The sequence below is a fragment of the Neisseria sp. HMSC070A01 genome (assembly GCF_001810165.1).
Classification (GTDB): Bacteria; Pseudomonadota; Gammaproteobacteria; order Burkholderiales; family Neisseriaceae; genus Neisseria.
The window spans coordinates 118,883-133,987 of the sequence record NZ_KV800120.1; the positions used below are offsets into that span (position 1 = coordinate 118,883).

Sequence of the window (15,105 nt, forward strand, 5' to 3'; positions counted from 1 at the left end):
GCATGTCCCTGTTCCGCAGCCTTGCGATACCATCTCACCGCCTGAACATAGTCTTGGCTCACACCTTGTCCTTGTGCATAGGATAGGCCTAGATTATATTGGGCTTTTGCAAGCCCTTGCTCTGCCGTTTTGCGAAACCATCGCACTGCCTCTGCATAGTCTTGACGAACTCCTTGCCCATTGGCATACATCATACCCAAATTATATTGGGCATCGGCCAATCCTTGTTCTGCCGCCTTGCGATACCACTGCACTGCCTGTATATAGTCCTGACGAACTCCTCGCCCATTGTCGTACATCACACCCAAATTATATTGAGCTTGAGCATACCCTTGTTCTGCTGCCTTGCGATACCATTTGACCGCTTCAGCATAGTCTTTACGGACACCTTGTCCGTTACGATACATCTGACCAAGATTGTATTGGGCAGCAACAACTCCTTGTTCTGCCGCCCGCAAGGTTTCCTGAAAATTAGGGACATTATCCGCCCACACTAGTTGGCTGAAACTCAAGGCAATCATGCCCAACATTATTCTTTTAAAGAACTTATTCATTTTAAAACCTATTACTTTTACTTTTAAATTATTGTTTCTGTTTTATCCAAGAAGTTTCAGACGGCCTTAACTAGTGAATTCCTTAAAAAAGCTATTCACACCATAGCTACTCAAAATCTGCTGCAATTCCGGTGCGCGTACCCAAGGATCGACCGCCATCGGCGGCATGGGCGGTTCGATACCGTCTTCGTTTTGGTTACGACACCAATCTGCCATCGCAAAAACTTGGATTAAAACCGACTCGGCAAGTGTTTTGTCGATGTCCAGTTCGCTCATGGCTTGGGCAAAACAAGCCATCCATTCGTTGCGGACTTGTACGTTGACGGCAAAAGGCATATGGCGGGCACGCAGTTGGGGATGGCCGTATTTTTCAACAAAGAGTTGCGGTCCGCCAAGCCAGCCGCTAAAAAATTCGTAGAGCTTTTCCCGTATCAGGGTCATGTCTTCGCCGTGCATTTGGCGTAAGGCTTGGTATTGCGGCTCGAGTTCCATCAAGTCGTAGAAACGGTCGGTCAGGGTGCGGATGCCGGTTGCGCCGCCGAAAGATTGGTACATGTTTGGGGACTTTCTGTGTGGATTATTGCGGGATTTATTTTGAGACGTAGGATTCAGGCAAGCATGCTTACCTTACATAATGGCCGTCTGAAACTTTCAGACGGCCTTTGGAGATTTAGCGGATTTTGAGGGTACTCAAACCAATCAGCACCAAGACGATGGTAATAATCCAAAAGCGGACGACGACTTGGGTTTCTTTCCAGCCTTTTTGTTCGTAGTGGTGATGAATCGGCGCCATCAGGAAGATGCGTTTTTTGGTGCGTTTGTACCAACCGACTTGCAACATAACGGAAATGGCTTCGACAACAAACAGACCGCCCATGATGACGAGGACAAATTCTTGACGGATGATAACGGCAACGGTACCAAGCGCCGCACCAAGCGCGAGCGCGCCGACGTCGCCCATAAAGACTTGTGCCGGATAAGCGTTAAACCACAAAAAGCCGAGACATGCGCCACACATGGCGGTACAGAAAATCACGACTTCGTTCGCGCCGGCAACGTAAGGCAGTTGCAGGTATTGTGCAAATTGTGAGTGGCCGCTGGCATAAGCAAAAATGGCAAGGCCGGCGGCAACGAGGACGACGGGAAATGCGGCCAAGCCGTCCAAACCGTCGGTCAGGTTAACGGCATTGGATGTGCCGACGATGGTCAGGTAGGACAATACCAAGAAGCCGACTACACCAAGCGGCAAGGCAACTTGTTTGAAGAAGGGAACAATCAGGATATTGTTGGCGGAATTTGTCGCAAGGTAGAACAATGCCAAACCGGCAATAATGGCAACGCTCGACTGCCACACCATTTTGAATTTGGCAGACACGCCGTTAGGGTCTTTATAAACCACTTTGCGCCAGTCGTCGTAAAAACCGAGTGCACCGGTAGCAAGCAAGACGCCTAAGAGAATCCAGATATAAGGATTTGCCCAGTTGCCCCATAAGATTGTGGACACGGTAATGGCGGTCAAAATCAGCGAGCCGCCCATGGTTGGCGTACCGTTTTTGATCAGGTGGGTTTGAGGGCCGTCGGTACGGACGGCTTGGCCTACTTTAAGTGCAGTCAGCTTGCGGATGGTCCACGGACCCAACAATAATGAAAATACCAGCGCAGTCAGCGCAGCCATCACGGCACGAAATGTGGTGTATTGAAAAATATTCAGACCGGTTAACCAGTTACTGAAATGTGCGAGCCATAAAAACATGGGGCTTCCTTTTTTGTTTTTGTTGTAACAGCGGGCTTATTGCCCAATTAAAAATCAATCGGTATGCCGTCTGAAATTTCAGACGGCCTTGTTGAGTAAGATTATTTCTCTACCACGCAAATCGGATAGTTTCCAGGATTCTTTCCGCCGCCCAAGTCCAAACAGGTATCTTCATAAATAAATGCCTGTACTTTCATTCCGGCATAAAACGCGGCAATCAACAAACCAGCCAATAGTAAAATCTTTTTCATATTTCAGACGGCCTTTTACGCGGTTGTTGCTGCCAACGCCTCGACCACTTCTTCCATCTTCATAAAGCGCGAGCCTTTGACCAATACAGTAGCGCGTTCAGGCAAATCGTGGCTCAACACTTGAATCAGCGGATCTTTATCAGCAAACCACAAACCTTCTGCACCAAACGTCTCTGCCGCTTCAACGCTGTTGTCGCCGACAAAATATGCGGCCTCGATGCCTTTATCCCGCGCATACGCGCCAACTTCGGCGTGCATGGCGGCGGCTTCGTCCTCGCCCAGTTCGCCCATATCGCCCATCACAAAAATACGCGGCGCAGGCATAGCGGCGAGCACATCAATGGCGGCTTTCATACTGTCAGGGTTGGCATTATAAGTATCGTCAATTAAAGTCGCGCCTTTAATGCCTTGCTTGATATTCAGACGGCCTTTGATATTGCTGAAATTTTTCAGGCCGTCTGAAACTTCGGCAAGGCTCAAACCTGCCGCCAAAGCCAGAGCAGCAGCCGCTACGGCATTATGTACATTGTGGCGGCCGGGGACCGGCAAGACCACGGCAACACGTTCATTGCCACGCACCAAATCAAACGTACAAGACAACGGTTTCAACTCAATATTTTCTGCATGGACATCGCCACTGGCAATGCCGAAAGTCTGAATGTTTAATTGCACAGTAGCCGCTTCAAATGTAGCGATATTGGCATCTTCACACGGAATCAGCGCAACGCCGTCTGAAAGCAAACCTTCGTAGATTTCACTTTTGGCTTTGGCAATATCGCCGACGCCATCAAAACCGCAACCGACATGCGCGCGCAAAGCATTATTGACCAGAGCAACATTCGGACCGGCAATTCGGGTCAGCAAAGACAATTCGCCAAAATGGTTCATGCCCATTTCAATGACGGCATAACGATGTTTTTCGTTCAGTTTCAACAAAGTCAGCGGCAGGCCGATATGATTGTTGAAATTGCCGGCAGTCGCCAACACGGCTTCATCACCGAATCGATGACGCAATACGCCGGCCAACATCTCTTTAACCGTCGTTTTTCCGGAAGAACCGGTAATACCAAAGACAAACGGATTCACATTTTCACGCCACGCCTTCGCCAGTTTTTGCAAAGCCGCAAGCGTATCGTCAACCTTCAGCGCGCCTTTCAAAGCCGCACAATCTTCGCGCGAAACCACAACTGCCGTTGCCCCCGCTGCCAATACATCTTCAACAAAGTCATGCGCGTCAAAGCGCTCACCGGCAAGCGCGAAAAATACATCGCCTTCCTGAATATCACGGCTGTCTGTAACAATACGCGAAACGGGTTGATTTTCAGACGGCATCGGAAGGCCAAGGGTTTGGCAGATGAAATTTAGGTCTAGTGGTTTCATGATTGTGTTTCTTGTCCTTGTTCTACTTGTTCTAACGGTTCCACATTTTTATCCGTATTTTGGGAAACCATTTTTAAATGACGACAATTGCGTCCTGCCAGCACAATAAAAAGAATAGCGGCAAAATTTATACCGACAGCAAGCTTATGTACCGTAAGGCTAAATGATAATTGCAGCACACTTTCTATATAATACGTAAAAGAAAATGCCTCTCCTACAAAGACTATTTGCAACAAGCATGGCGTGTACACATATATCATTCTATTAAAACCTATTTCACGGAATTTAAACGCATTCCATGCTGCAGACAGCGCCAACACACCCAAAATGAAAAGTAAAATCCCAAAAAACACAGCCCATGCCATGTTGTTAATCAGTCCTTGCACACTCTGAATTGATGCCAGAATCAACCAAACCACGCCCTGCACAAAAGTCAGCCACGCCATAAATTTGCCGCTTTTGGGCAATTTTTTATAATCAGGAAATGTATTAAAAAACCAACTTTTCATTTTATAAATTTCTTTCATTAACTGCCGATTTTCCCGTACTGCTGGTAATCGGAAAAACACAATACAATGGTTTTACCGTTTTGGCGGTAGGGGTGGCAAAGGCTGTAATTGCCGTCTTTTGCCTCATAACGTATTTCATTTTTTTGTCCGGCAAATATTCTTTGCAAGTATTCACGCTCGCTCAGATTTGGCGCATAAAGATATTGCGTTTTGCTGATTGTTTCTTTATTGCCATTCCGAGTAACGACAAAACCATTATCATCGCCTACTCCCTGAGTATCGGGGGCTTGCTCATCAATCCCGCTTAACTGGGAATCGGCTGAGAAAGCTAGATAAACCTGTTTATTACCGATCGTATCCGGCACAATCACCGTAGCCGCTTTAAAGGCAGAATCTTCCTTCGACATCAATTCCAGGATTAACGCCGCTTTTTTGATGTACGCCGAGTCAAAACGATAATCTGCCAAGGCTTCGATTTGCGATGGATTGTCCTTGACGATACGCTCTAGCGATTGAGTCAAAATCTGACGTTTTTTCTGGACAGTCAGATAATTTCCGCCAAATAGCAAAGCGGCCAAAACAGGAAATACGGCCAACAACAAATATAAGGTTTTCCGACCACCTTTGCTTTCTTCCTCTTGTCCTCGCTCGGCAATACGGGTCAAATTCAGCATGATATTCAATATCAAGGCACCCGCCATCACGGCAAAAATCCCCAAAATACTCATCAGGAAAATTTCCGTAATGTATTCGCGGAATACCTTAAGCCCGAAAACATTGGATAAAATCAGAACAAATACCCAGTACACCAGCAGCACGACTGCCACCATGCCGACGATATTCGTTGCCTTAACCAATTTCTTTGCGTTCATACTCTCAAATCTTGTTCAGACGGCCTATCTGCTCTGATTAATCAGCGGATACGGATTCACCGCGCCGCTGGGCAGATACACGCCGTAATGCAGGTGGGCCGGTGTAGTCCTAGCGTTGCCGGTTTTACCGACATAGCCGATGACCTGCCCTTCTTTTACTCGCTCATACAGGCGGATACGGGCAAACTTATTCAGGTGGGCATAGTAATGCCACGCACCCGGCCCTTGAATACCGATGACTTTGCCACCCAATCGGTTGCGCCCAATTTTGGTGACGATACCGGGCGTGGTACTGCGTATCGGCGTGTTTTTCTTAGCAAAAATATCCACACCTTCATGCCTGCGCCCCTGACTGCGCGCCGCGCCCCAAGTGTCGTCAAAACGTTTGCCTTTAACGGGATTAGGCAGGCTTTGCTCGGTCGGAGGCTGTTGCGCCCTCAACTGCTCGATTTCGGCAGTAGGACGCGGAAGTTGTTTGGTGGCACAGCCAGCGAATAAAACTACGGCTGCACTGATTAATAAGGTTTTTGTCGGCATTTTCAGCATCAAATCGGTCTCCTTGTTGTTCAGACGGCCTTGTTAAAAAGTCTTCTGGAACAAACAACTGTGATGGGTTTAATGGCTGACGTGCCGTAATGCGTGTGTCGTTTTGCTTTTGTTTTGTATGGTTAAATCTTTTTCAGACGGCCTTAAGGTTTCGGGCCGTCTGAATATTTGCGATATGGTCTATCCGCGCTCTGCCAATGCTTTTTCTGCGATTTCAAAATCGGAGAAATGGTGCTTCACGCCCTGTACATCCTGATAGTTTTCATGCCCTTTACCGGCAATCAGAATAATGTCGTTCGCGGCAGCCTGCTCAACCGCATAACGGATGGCAACGGCACGATCAACTTCGACGCGTTCAGGATTAGGGACGGCAGGCAAAATATCGTTGATGATGTCTTGCGGATTTTCCAAGCGTGGATTGTCGCTGGTTACAACAACTTTATCCGCACCCTGTACGGCTGCTGCGCCCATCAATGGACGTTTGCCACGGTCGCGGTTGCCGCCGCAGCCGAATACGCACCACAAAGCCGCGCCCTGCGGTTTGATTTCCTGCAAGGTAGAGAGTGCTTTTTCCAATGCGTCAGGTGTGTGGGCGTAATCGACGACGACCAAGGGCTTGCCGCTGTTCATGATGCAGTCCATGCGGCCTGAGGCGGGATGGATTTTTGCCAGTACATCCAATACTTTATCCAGCGGATAACTGTTGGCGCAAAGCAAGGCGATGCAGGCGGCGAGGTTTTGCGCGTTGAACCGTCCGAGCAGACGGGTGCGGCATTTTCCTTCGCCCCATGGGGTTTGGAATACGGCTTCCATGCCGTCTGAAGAGGCGGTGAAATCGGTAATACGGATGTCGGCGTGTTCGCTGAAACCATAGCCGTAAACGGCTAAATCGGGACAGTCTTTTTTCAGACGGCCTGCAAGTTCTGCGCCGTATTCATCATCGACATTGATGATGGCGTGTTGCAGACCATGCCAGTAAAACAGACGCGACTTGATGGCGCCGTAGGCTTCCATCGTGCCGTGGTAGTCGAGGTGGTCACGGGTGAGGTTGGTGAAGATTGCGCTACAGAATGGCACGCCGTTGACACGCGATTGGTCAAGGCCGTGGCTGGAGACTTCCATCGCGGCGGCTGTTGCGCCTTGTTGACGGAAGCGGTAGAGCAGGGTTTGGACATCGACAGGGGCGGGGGTGGTGTGCGTGGTTTCTTCCAATGCACCCCAAAAGCCGTTGCCGACCGTACCGATAATGGTGGTTTTTTCGCCCAGAAGATCGGCGGCTTGCGCCAGCCATTGTGTGATGGAGGTTTTGCCGTTGGTACCGGTTACGCCCCAGACTTTGAGGCCGTCTGAAACGTTGCCGTAAACTTGTGCTGCCAACATGCCGGCACGGTGTTTCAAATCTTTGATGCCTTGATTGGGGACTTTCCATTCGGGATTCCACGCAAATTTTCCGTCATCATCCCAAAAAACAAAGGTTGCGCCGTTGGCAATGGCAGCAGGAATATAGCTGCGGCCGTCTGTATATTCGCCCTGACAGGCAACGAAAATGTCACCCTGCTTAATTTGTCGGCTGTCTGAATGCAACAAACGCCCTGCTGCGTTTTCACACAGCAGAGGCGGAAAGTTGGTTTCAGCCAAGGGGGTTAACTTGCTGAACATAAACAATATCTCTTTGATTGTTTGGATTATGACGGTACTTTGACGGTAGCGGTATTACTTAAAGGCTTGGTCGGGGAAACGCCCAAGATGTTCAAGCTTCCGCTCATGACTTCTTTGAATACGGGACCGGCAACCACGCCGCCGTAATAGCCGTTGGCAGTCGGTTCGTCGATGGTAACGGCCACAATCACGCGTGGATTTTTAGCCGGAGCAAAACCGATGAACGTACCGACGTGTTTGTTGTCCACATAGCGGCCATTGACCAGTTTACGCGCCGTACCGGTTTTCGCACCGACGTCAAAACCATCTACAGCACCAGCAGTACCGGTACCGCCGGCTTCAGTAACGGAAACCATCAACTCGCGCACTTTTTTCGCAGTAGAGGCTTTGATGACGCGCTTGCCTTTAGGGGCAACCGCTTGTTTTTCAAAGCTGACCGGCAACAATTCGCCGTCATGGGTCAAGACAGTATAGGCACGCGCCAATTGCAACAGGCTTAATTGCAAGCCATAACCGAAAGACATGGTTGCCTGTTCGATTTTTTGCCATCTGCGCCAGCTTCTCAACAAACCTGCAGTCTCACCAGGAAAGCCTGAATGCATGCGCACGCCCACACCCAAATCATGATAGAAATCGTACATTTCTTTAGGCGTAAACATGGCAGAAAGTTTACTGGTACCAACGTTGGAAGATTTTTGCATAATGCCGCGCACATCCAAAGTAGGATAAACGTGGGTGTCTTGTACGGTAGCCGGACCGATTTTGTAAGGCAGGGTATTGAATGTATCGGTTGCATCCACTTTGCCGGAATCCAATGCTTTGGCAATGGTAAACGGCTTCATGGCAGAACCAGGTTCGATCATGTCGGTTACGGCGCGGTTGCGGCGCTGTTCGCTATTGGCTTGACCCGGTTGATTTGGATCGTAAGCCGGGCTGTTGACCAACGCTAAAATCTCGCCGGTTTGCGCATCCAATACCACAACCGTACCCGCTTTGGCCTTGTGATAAGCCACAGCTTTGTTCAACTCCTCATAAGCCAGCGTCTGAATGCGCTGATCCAAAGACAAAATCATGTCTTGGCCGTTTTTAGGCACGCTGTTGCGCGGAGAGTCGAGGCTGTCTACGATGTTGCCTTTATTGTCGCGCAATACGACTTTCGCGCCATCTTCACCGCGCAGGCTGTCTTCACGTGAAAGCTCCAAGCCCTCCTGACCTTTGCCGTCGATATTGGTAAAACCGATAACGTGCGCAAACAGATTGCCCATCGGGTAATGGCGTTTCAATTCTTTTTGGAAGGCGATGCCTTTAATGCCCAATGCTTTGATTTCTTCCGCTTTTTCGTAGCTGAGTTGACGTTTCAGATAGATAAAGCCTTTGTCTTTTTTAGACAATTTATTTTTCAAAACTTCAACAGGCACATCGGCAATGGCAGACAGTTTCTCCAACTGCTCGTCAGTCGGCATTTCCTCCATACCGGAAGGCATGGCATACAATGATTCGGTAGGCGCGCTCAAAGCCAATGTAGCACCATTACGGTCGGTAATCATACCGCGTGATGCAGGCAGCGGAAGCGTACGCACAAAACGTTGGTCGCCCTGATTTTTCAAAAACTCATGCTGACTGGTTTGCAGATAAACCCCGCGCACCAACAGACCGGTAAATGCCAGCGCAACGGCACCCAGCACCAAACCGATACGTCCGTTACTTGTCAGCGGTTTTTTTGTTTTTGTGGTTCCAGACAGCATTTGAGGTTTATATTCGTTCTTAATTAACATGTTGGACTTCTCATGACTTAGCTGCTCAGTGAGCTATTAATTCCCGTAAACACCTTGAAAACAAGGCTATATTCTTATTTTTTGCGTTCCAGCATAGCCGTATTATGCGCACCCGGCGGAAGCAGATGTTGCTTTTCGGCCGCCACTTTAATCAGTTTGTGGTTGGCCAATCTTGCCTGCTCCAATTTCAAGCGCGCGTAATCCTGTTCCAACTGAATTTCCCGCTTTTGTGCCTTATCCAACTCGATAAAGTGCAAGCGCGACTGGTTTTGCTTAAACACTACGGCAAAGGCCGAAACCGTCACCAAAACCAGTAATAAAATATTCAACTTACCCATTTCAAACTTTCAGACGGCCTGCCAACAGAAACATCCCTTGCGACAATGCCGAAACGCTTCCCTAGTCAACAACCGAAAATTCGCCGCTGCTGCGCTCCGCCACACGCAAAACCGCACTGCGCGCACGCGGATTGGCTTCAGTCTCTGCCGAACCCGGTTTGATTGCTTTGCCCACAGCCTTCAAAGGCGGCTGAGGCAAATCCGCTTCCTTGACCACTGCCCAACGGGGCAAAGGCGCATGTTGCGAATATTTTTTAATAAACTGCTTCACAATTCTGTCTTCCAAAGAATGGAACGCAATGACGGCCAAGCGTCCACCCTCTTTCAGACGGCCTGCAACCTGCGGCAAAACTGCCTCTACCTCTTCGAGCTCACGGTTAATAAAGATGCGAACTGCTTGGAAGGTGCGCGTTGCAGGGTCTTGTCCGCGCTCACGAGTACGGACGTTTTGCGCCACAAGCTGCGCCAGCTTGCGGGTTGTATCGATGGGACTTTCCTCCCGTTGCGCAACAATGGCGCGCGCAATCTGGCGACTAAACCGCTCTTCACCATAATTCTTAATAACCTCGTGTAAATCCTGTTCGGATGCGGTTGCAATCCATTCCGCCGCAGACATCCCGCGGGTCGGATCCATCCGCATATCCAACGGCGCATCAAAGCGGAAACTGAATCCGCGGCTGCCATCGTCAATTTGCGGCGACGAAATCCCCAAATCAAAAAGCGCACCGTCAATCTTATCGATGCCCAATTCATCCAAGGCCGTCTGAAATGTCTCAAAACCATTGTGTACGACACTGACACGTTTATCTTGCGCCGCCAGCTCATTGGCTACCGCAATCGCCTCAGGGTCTTTGTCAAAAACAACCAAACGCCCCTGCTCACCCAAGCGCGACAAAATCAGCCGGGAATGCCCTCCCCTGCCGAACGTACCGTCCACATAAATCCCGTCTTCACGGATTGCCAACGCATCCACCGCCTCATGCAACAAGACAGTAACATGCTGATAATTTTCAACTTTACTCACAATTGCAAATCCGTTTGACTCAATTGGAAAGCCAATTCGTCAGGATCGATATCCAAAGCCTGATTCATTTCCTCTTCCCAATGTTCGCGGCCCCACAACTCCATACGGTTTGCACGGCCAACCAAAGTAACTTCTTTTTCAAAATCCACACGTTTGCGCAGATTGGCCGGGATCAAAACACGTCCGGCGCTGTCCCACTCCAAAATCTCCGCATTGTGCAGCAGCAGATTTTGATACCGTTGCAAAGATTCATTGCCGGCTACTTTCAACTTCAGAATCTGCTCGGCTTTTTCCTCCCAAACGGGCTCCGGGTACATCAATAATTTTTTTCGGGAATCCAGGGTAACCACAATTGCAGGCGTATAACGGCGCAGCAAAATATCGCGGAATTTGGCAGGAATCGCCAACCGCCCTTTACTGTCCATACTCAATTCATGAGCACCGCCAAACACATCACACCCCAAATTCGATTAAAATAAAACAGAGTGAGATTAAAAATCCCACCTTCCTAAAATATTTCGTTTTCGCTTCAACAGGACACATTTCAGGAAAAAGTAACCACTTTCACCCACTATGCCCCACTAACCGACACTATAAGAAATTTTGGCAATCAGGTCAAATCCGTTTCTTATCTGAAATGAAACACTAAATGCTTAAAATTCAATAGTTTATATACGCAATAATGAATGACATATGGATTTTATAAGCATTTCGTTTAGCATAAAATACTAGATATAGTATAGTTTATATTATAAAAATACTATATATAGTATTTTTTTACTCAATTACCACCCATTCCGTAAGCAGCTATAATATACAAACAAATTCAAATTTTTTACATTATCTAACAGTCATGAAGCCACAACTCCCTCTCCCCTCCCCTGACGCACAAGCCTCTTCAGCACACCTGACTAAGCTCATCAAAAACGAAATTGAACAACATCGAAACTGGATACCTTTCTCCCGATTTATGGAGCTTGCTCTTTACACACCCCAATACGGCTATTACAGCGGAGGCAGCCATAAAATCGGCACGGACGGCGACTTCATTACCGCCCCCACCCTATCTCCCTTATTCGGGCAAACCCTTGCCAGACAACTTACCGAATTACTGCTGCAAACAGCAGGCAATATCTACGAATTTGGTGCAGGCACAGGCCATCTTGCCGCTACTTTGTTACAAAATCTTTCAGACGGCCTAAATCATTACTACATTATTGAGCTGTCGGCAGAGCTTGCAGAAAGACAACGTCAACATATTCTTGAGCACACATCTCCCGAAGCAGCCGCAAAAGTCATCCACCTCACCGCATTACCCGAACACTTTGACGGCATCATCATCGGCAACGAAGTATTGGATGCCATGCCGGTGGAACGCTTGATTTATCAAGATGAAGGATTTCAACAAATCGGCGTCAGCTTAGAGAATGACAAGTTAATCGAAGCCGTCAGACCATTGGCCCAAACCGAACTGATACAAACAGCCTCTTTGTACTTTCCTCCCCTCCCTTCATACACAAGCGAGCTTCACTCGGCACAATATGCCTTTATCCAAACCCTGGCCGCCAAATTGCAGCGTGGCGGCATGATATTTATCGATTACGGCTTCGATGCCGCCCAGTATTACCATCCGCAACGCAAAGAAGGCACATTTATCGGCCACTATCGCCACCACACCATCCACGACCCATTTTTCAACATCGGCCTGACCGATCTGACTGCACATGTCAATTTCACCGATATTGCACGCGCCGGCACAGAATCAGGTTTGGACTTAATCGGCTACCTGCCCCAATCTTATTTCCTGCTCAATCTCGGCATCACTGATCTGCTGGCGCAAATCGGCAGTCCGGATTCAATTGAATACATCCAAGCCGCCGCCGCAGTACAAAAACTGATCCATCAGCACGAAATGGGCGAGCTTTTTAAAGTGATCGCTTTTGGCAAAGACATCGATATCGATTGGACAGGCTTCGTTCACGGCGATATTTGCCATAAACTATAACTCGACCATCTACTTTTTATTTTTTAAAAACAATAAGAAATAAAAAAAACCAAAATTAGCGCTTGCCAAATATTCAAAAAAAACTATAATAGCGACTTCACGAAACGGCGAATTAGCTCAGTCGGTTAGAGCAGAGGAATCATAATCCTTGTGTCCGGGGTTCGAATCCCTGATTCGCCACCAAATTTCGGGGGTATAGCTCAGTTGGTAGAGCGCTTGCATGGCATGCAAGAGGTCAGCGGTTCGATCCCGCTTACCTCCACCACTAAACAAAAAAGCTCTTGTTAAATACAAGAGCTTTTTTGTTTGGCTTAATTAATAACCAGATAAGACATCAGAGCTTCCCTTCAATACCTAATCAATAAAGGCCGTCTGAAACATTTCAGACGGCCTTTTATCTTTGATTACTTCACAAGCTTCAATACTTTTTTCGGTTTTCCTTCCGCAGATTCAGCTTTTTTATCTTCCGTTGCAGCAGGACTGGTAGAAGTAGGCTGATATGGTTCTACCTCGAAACCCATACCCTCTCCACTTTCACGGCCAAATATACTGACAATATGACCGACCGGAATCCAAATCTCATGCGCTACGCCGGAAAAACGCGCAGAGAAATTGACCCACTCATTGTCGATATTTAAATTATGACTGGCTGTAGGGCCAATATTTAAAACAATCTCATTGTCACGTACATACTGCATCGGAACGCGGGTATGTTCATTTACCCAAGCGACGATGTGCGGCGTTTGGTTATTATCCAAGCACCATTCATACAAAGCGCGCAACAAATACGGTTTGGTTGAAGTCGCCATAAACCCATCCTTTAGCGGCGCATGGCTTTTTCAGCCGGAGTCAATGCCTCAATGAAGGCTTCGCGTTGGAAAATACGTTCCGCGTACTTCAGCAAAGGCGCGGCAGATTTGCCCAGTTTGATGTCGTAATAGTCCAAACGCCACAGCAGCGGGGACAAAGCAACATCGATCATGGAGAAGTCATCGCCCAAAATATATTTGTTTTTAGCAAAAGACGGTGCCAGCAGGGTCAAGCCATTGCCAATGGCTTCACGCGCTTTAGCCTGTTCTTTATTGGTAGATTCAGGGTTTTCCAACACTTGCACCAAGCTGAACAGTTCTTTTTCCATACGGTATAGCACCAAACGGCCGCGACCGCGCATAACAGGATCACCCGGCATCAATTGAGGATGAGGGAAACGCTCGTCAATGTATTCGTTGATGATGTTTGATTCGTGCAAAATCAGATCACGCTCAACCAAGACCGGTACTTGGTTATACGGATTCATCAAAGCCAAGTCTTCAGGTTTATTGAACACGTCCACATCTTTGATTTCAAAATCCATGCCTTTTTCGTACAGCACAAAACGGCAACGTTGGCTGAATGGACAAGTAATACCCGAATACAAAGTCATCATAATCTTCTACTCCTGATCAATCTTTTCAGACGGCCTTAAGCCTTATAAAAATTCAGAAAGAATTATACATAATTTCAAATACTTAATCCAGAAATTTAAAATAATGCGCTGTTTACATTAAGTAATTTTTAGATTTGCATTGATTCGACATAAATTAATCAAGCAAACAAAAAAGGCAAACCTGAAACAGGTTTGCCTTTTTGATTCAAAAGAATTAATGAACGTCTTTCCAGAATTCTTTTTTCAGGAAGTACGCCAACGGCAACATTACGGCAAACAGGAATGTCAAAACCATGTAACCGATACGGTGGCGTTGCAATTGAGCAGGCTCGCCCATGTATACCAGGTAGTTTACCAAATCGCGCACATAAGCATCGTACTCTTTTTGGATTACTTTACCATTAGGCAGACGACGGCTGTGCAGACCGGTAGATTCCCAATACAGTTTAGGAGTCAGGTTGCCGTGCTCGTCTTTAATCATAACGGGCTGACCTTTGGCATCCAACTCAACGGCTTGAACACCTTGTTGCTCCCACAATGGGTGAGGCATACTCGCGCCGGCCAAAACGGTATTATTCCAACCGGTCGGACGAGTTGGGTCTTTATAGAAGCCGCGCATATAAGCGTACAGGTAGTCCGCACCTTTAGAACGGGCAATCAAGGTCAAATCCGGCGGAGGCGCGCCCAACCATTTAGAAGCATCTTTCGGATCCATTGCCGCTACCATGACATCGCCAACATTGTCTGTTGTGAACATCAGGTTTTTCTTGATTTCATCTTCAGTCAAACCGATGTCTTTCAGACGGTTGAAGCGCATACCGCTTGCAGAGTGGCAAGACAAACAGTAGTTTGTAAAGATTTGCGCACCGTGCTGCAGGCTGACTTGGTCACGCAGGTCGATATCGACTTTTTCATAGTTTGCATGGCCGCCGCTGGCGACGGCTGCACTCATAGGCACTGCCAGCAATAAGGCAGCAAACCAGTTTTTCAGAGTTTGTTTCATTTTCGCTGCC

At 47.9% G+C, this 15,105-nt stretch carries 17 protein-coding genes and 2 tRNA genes; 3 read left to right on the forward strand and 16 right to left on the reverse strand.

Annotated elements, in window-relative coordinates:
- The 13 genes from HMPREF2711_RS11105 to mraZ all read right to left on the reverse strand — a co-directional run.
- A partial coding sequence (locus HMPREF2711_RS11105) for a tetratricopeptide repeat protein (RefSeq protein WP_168162756.1) occupies nucleotides 1–554 on the reverse strand: 554 nt, incomplete at its 3' end.
- A gap of 66 nt (nucleotides 555–620) precedes the next feature.
- Nucleotides 621–1,109: a group II truncated hemoglobin gene (locus HMPREF2711_RS03630; RefSeq protein ID WP_003748284.1), complete on the reverse strand. Its 489-nt coding sequence runs from the start codon at nucleotides 1,107–1,109 to the stop codon at nucleotides 621–623.
- A 115-nt stretch (nucleotides 1,110–1,224) separates the two neighbouring features.
- A complete protein-coding gene (mraY, locus tag HMPREF2711_RS03635; RefSeq protein WP_003685861.1) occupies nucleotides 1,225–2,307 on the reverse strand; it encodes a phospho-N-acetylmuramoyl-pentapeptide-transferase in 1,083 nt (360 codons plus the stop codon).
- A 101-nt stretch (nucleotides 2,308–2,408) separates the two neighbouring features.
- The gene (locus HMPREF2711_RS11110; protein WP_003748282.1) at nucleotides 2,409–2,558 is read right to left on the reverse strand and encodes a hypothetical protein; all 150 of its coding nucleotides are present in this window, start codon (nucleotides 2,556–2,558) and stop codon (nucleotides 2,409–2,411) included.
- Between the two features lie 15 nt (nucleotides 2,559–2,573).
- On the reverse strand, nucleotides 2,574–3,938 hold the full coding sequence (murF, locus tag HMPREF2711_RS03640) for a UDP-N-acetylmuramoyl-tripeptide--D-alanyl-D-alanine ligase (RefSeq protein WP_003748281.1): 1,365 nt from the start codon (nucleotides 3,936–3,938) through the stop codon (nucleotides 2,574–2,576).
- Nucleotides 3,935–4,465: a hypothetical protein gene (locus HMPREF2711_RS03645; protein ID WP_070615556.1), complete on the reverse strand. Its 531-nt coding sequence runs from the start codon at nucleotides 4,463–4,465 to the stop codon at nucleotides 3,935–3,937. The genes murF and HMPREF2711_RS03645 overlap by 4 nt, the downstream gene beginning before the upstream one ends.
- On the reverse strand, nucleotides 4,465–5,319 hold the full coding sequence (locus HMPREF2711_RS03650) for a peptidase (protein WP_070615559.1): 855 nt from the start codon (nucleotides 5,317–5,319) through the stop codon (nucleotides 4,465–4,467). Before HMPREF2711_RS03650 ends, HMPREF2711_RS03645 begins: the two co-directional genes overlap by 1 nt.
- Nucleotides 5,320–5,343: 24 nt before the next feature.
- Nucleotides 5,344–5,865, reverse strand: a complete 522-nt coding sequence (locus HMPREF2711_RS03655; RefSeq protein WP_070615562.1) for a M23 family metallopeptidase — start codon at nucleotides 5,863–5,865, stop codon at nucleotides 5,344–5,346.
- Nucleotides 5,866–6,045: 180 nt separating this feature from the next.
- Entirely contained in the window at nucleotides 6,046–7,524 is a 1,479-nt protein-coding gene (locus tag HMPREF2711_RS03660) for a UDP-N-acetylmuramoyl-L-alanyl-D-glutamate--2,6-diaminopimelate ligase (protein ID WP_070615564.1), read from the reverse strand.
- 26 nt (nucleotides 7,525–7,550) lie between these two features.
- On the reverse strand, nucleotides 7,551–9,299 hold the full coding sequence (locus tag HMPREF2711_RS03665) for a peptidoglycan D,D-transpeptidase PBP2 (RefSeq protein ID WP_003748269.1): 1,749 nt from the start codon (nucleotides 9,297–9,299) through the stop codon (nucleotides 7,551–7,553).
- Nucleotides 9,300–9,373: 74 nt separating this feature from the next.
- Nucleotides 9,374–9,637, reverse strand: coding sequence for a cell division protein FtsL (gene ftsL, locus HMPREF2711_RS03670; protein ID WP_003681879.1), 264 nt, complete (start codon nucleotides 9,635–9,637; stop codon nucleotides 9,374–9,376).
- A 61-nt stretch (nucleotides 9,638–9,698) separates the two neighbouring features.
- Entirely contained in the window at nucleotides 9,699–10,661 is a 963-nt protein-coding gene (rsmH, locus tag HMPREF2711_RS03675; RefSeq protein ID WP_003748267.1) for a 16S rRNA (cytosine(1402)-N(4))-methyltransferase RsmH, read from the reverse strand.
- Nucleotides 10,658–11,113 (reverse strand): division/cell wall cluster transcriptional repressor MraZ, encoded by a 456-nt coding sequence (gene mraZ / locus HMPREF2711_RS03680; protein WP_003748265.1) that lies wholly within the window; start codon nucleotides 11,111–11,113, stop codon nucleotides 10,658–10,660. Before mraZ ends, rsmH begins: the two co-directional genes overlap by 4 nt.
- 401 nt (nucleotides 11,114–11,514) lie before the next feature.
- Here mraZ and HMPREF2711_RS03685 point away from each other — a divergent pair, with 401 nt between their 5' ends.
- The 3 genes from HMPREF2711_RS03685 to HMPREF2711_RS03695 all read left to right on the forward strand — a co-directional run bounded on the left by HMPREF2711_RS03685 (nucleotide 11,515) and on the right by HMPREF2711_RS03695 (nucleotide 12,931).
- On the forward strand, nucleotides 11,515–12,666 hold the full coding sequence (locus HMPREF2711_RS03685; protein WP_003748263.1) for a class I SAM-dependent methyltransferase: 1,152 nt from the start codon (nucleotides 11,515–11,517) through the stop codon (nucleotides 12,664–12,666).
- 106 nt (nucleotides 12,667–12,772) lie between these two features.
- Nucleotides 12,773–12,849: transfer RNA gene (locus tag HMPREF2711_RS03690), tRNA-Met, on the forward strand.
- Nucleotides 12,850–12,855: 6 nt separating this feature from the next.
- Nucleotides 12,856–12,931 (forward strand) — tRNA-Ala (locus HMPREF2711_RS03695).
- 139 nt (nucleotides 12,932–13,070) lie between these two features.
- Here the strand turns inward: HMPREF2711_RS03695 and HMPREF2711_RS03700 are convergent.
- The 3 genes from HMPREF2711_RS03700 to HMPREF2711_RS03710 form a co-directional block, all read right to left on the reverse strand.
- Nucleotides 13,071–13,475, reverse strand: a complete 405-nt coding sequence (locus tag HMPREF2711_RS03700) for a ClpXP protease specificity-enhancing factor (RefSeq protein ID WP_003748259.1) — start codon at nucleotides 13,473–13,475, stop codon at nucleotides 13,071–13,073.
- Nucleotides 13,476–13,486: 11 nt separating this feature from the next.
- Complete coding sequence (locus HMPREF2711_RS03705) at nucleotides 13,487–14,092, reverse strand: glutathione S-transferase N-terminal domain-containing protein (protein WP_003685910.1); 606 nt, start codon at nucleotides 14,090–14,092, stop codon at nucleotides 13,487–13,489.
- A gap of 214 nt (nucleotides 14,093–14,306) precedes the next feature.
- Nucleotides 14,307–15,095: a cytochrome c1 gene (locus HMPREF2711_RS03710; protein ID WP_003748257.1), complete on the reverse strand. Its 789-nt coding sequence runs from the start codon at nucleotides 15,093–15,095 to the stop codon at nucleotides 14,307–14,309.
- Nucleotides 15,096–15,105: the final 10 nt, after the last annotated feature.

Bases quoted from the DNA above. Each gene is read 5' to 3' on its own strand.
- HMPREF2711_RS03660 (WP_070615564.1), bottom strand. From the start codon at position 7,524: ATGTTCAGCAAGTTAACCCCCTTGGCTGAAACCAACTTTCCGCCTCTG.
- HMPREF2711_RS03710 (WP_003748257.1), bottom strand. From the start codon at position 15,095: ATGAAACAAACTCTGAAAAACTGGTTTGCTGCCTTATTGCTGGCAGTG.
- mraY (WP_003685861.1), bottom strand. From the start codon at position 2,307: ATGTTTTTATGGCTCGCACATTTCAGTAACTGGTTAACCGGTCTGAAT.
- HMPREF2711_RS03665 (WP_003748269.1), bottom strand. From the start codon at position 9,299: ATGTTAATTAAGAACGAATATAAACCTCAAATGCTGTCTGGAACCACA.
- murF (WP_003748281.1), bottom strand. From the start codon at position 3,938: ATGAAACCACTAGACCTAAATTTCATCTGCCAAACCCTTGGCCTTCCG.
- HMPREF2711_RS03650 (WP_070615559.1), bottom strand. From the start codon at position 5,319: ATGAACGCAAAGAAATTGGTTAAGGCAACGAATATCGTCGGCATGGTG.
- HMPREF2711_RS11110 (WP_003748282.1), bottom strand. From the start codon at position 2,558: ATGAAAAAGATTTTACTATTGGCTGGTTTGTTGATTGCCGCGTTTTAT.
- HMPREF2711_RS03645 (WP_070615556.1), bottom strand. From the start codon at position 4,465: ATGAAAGAAATTTATAAAATGAAAAGTTGGTTTTTTAATACATTTCCT.
- HMPREF2711_RS03685 (WP_003748263.1), top strand. From the start codon at position 11,515: ATGAAGCCACAACTCCCTCTCCCCTCCCCTGACGCACAAGCCTCTTCA.
- ftsL (WP_003681879.1), bottom strand. From the start codon at position 9,637: ATGGGTAAGTTGAATATTTTATTACTGGTTTTGGTGACGGTTTCGGCC.
- HMPREF2711_RS03700 (WP_003748259.1), bottom strand. From the start codon at position 13,475: ATGGCGACTTCAACCAAACCGTATTTGTTGCGCGCTTTGTATGAATGG.
- HMPREF2711_RS03655 (WP_070615562.1), bottom strand. From the start codon at position 5,865: ATGCTGAAAATGCCGACAAAAACCTTATTAATCAGTGCAGCCGTAGTT.
- HMPREF2711_RS03630 (WP_003748284.1), bottom strand. From the start codon at position 1,109: ATGTACCAATCTTTCGGCGGCGCAACCGGCATCCGCACCCTGACCGAC.
- HMPREF2711_RS03705 (WP_003685910.1), bottom strand. From the start codon at position 14,092: ATGATGACTTTGTATTCGGGTATTACTTGTCCATTCAGCCAACGTTGC.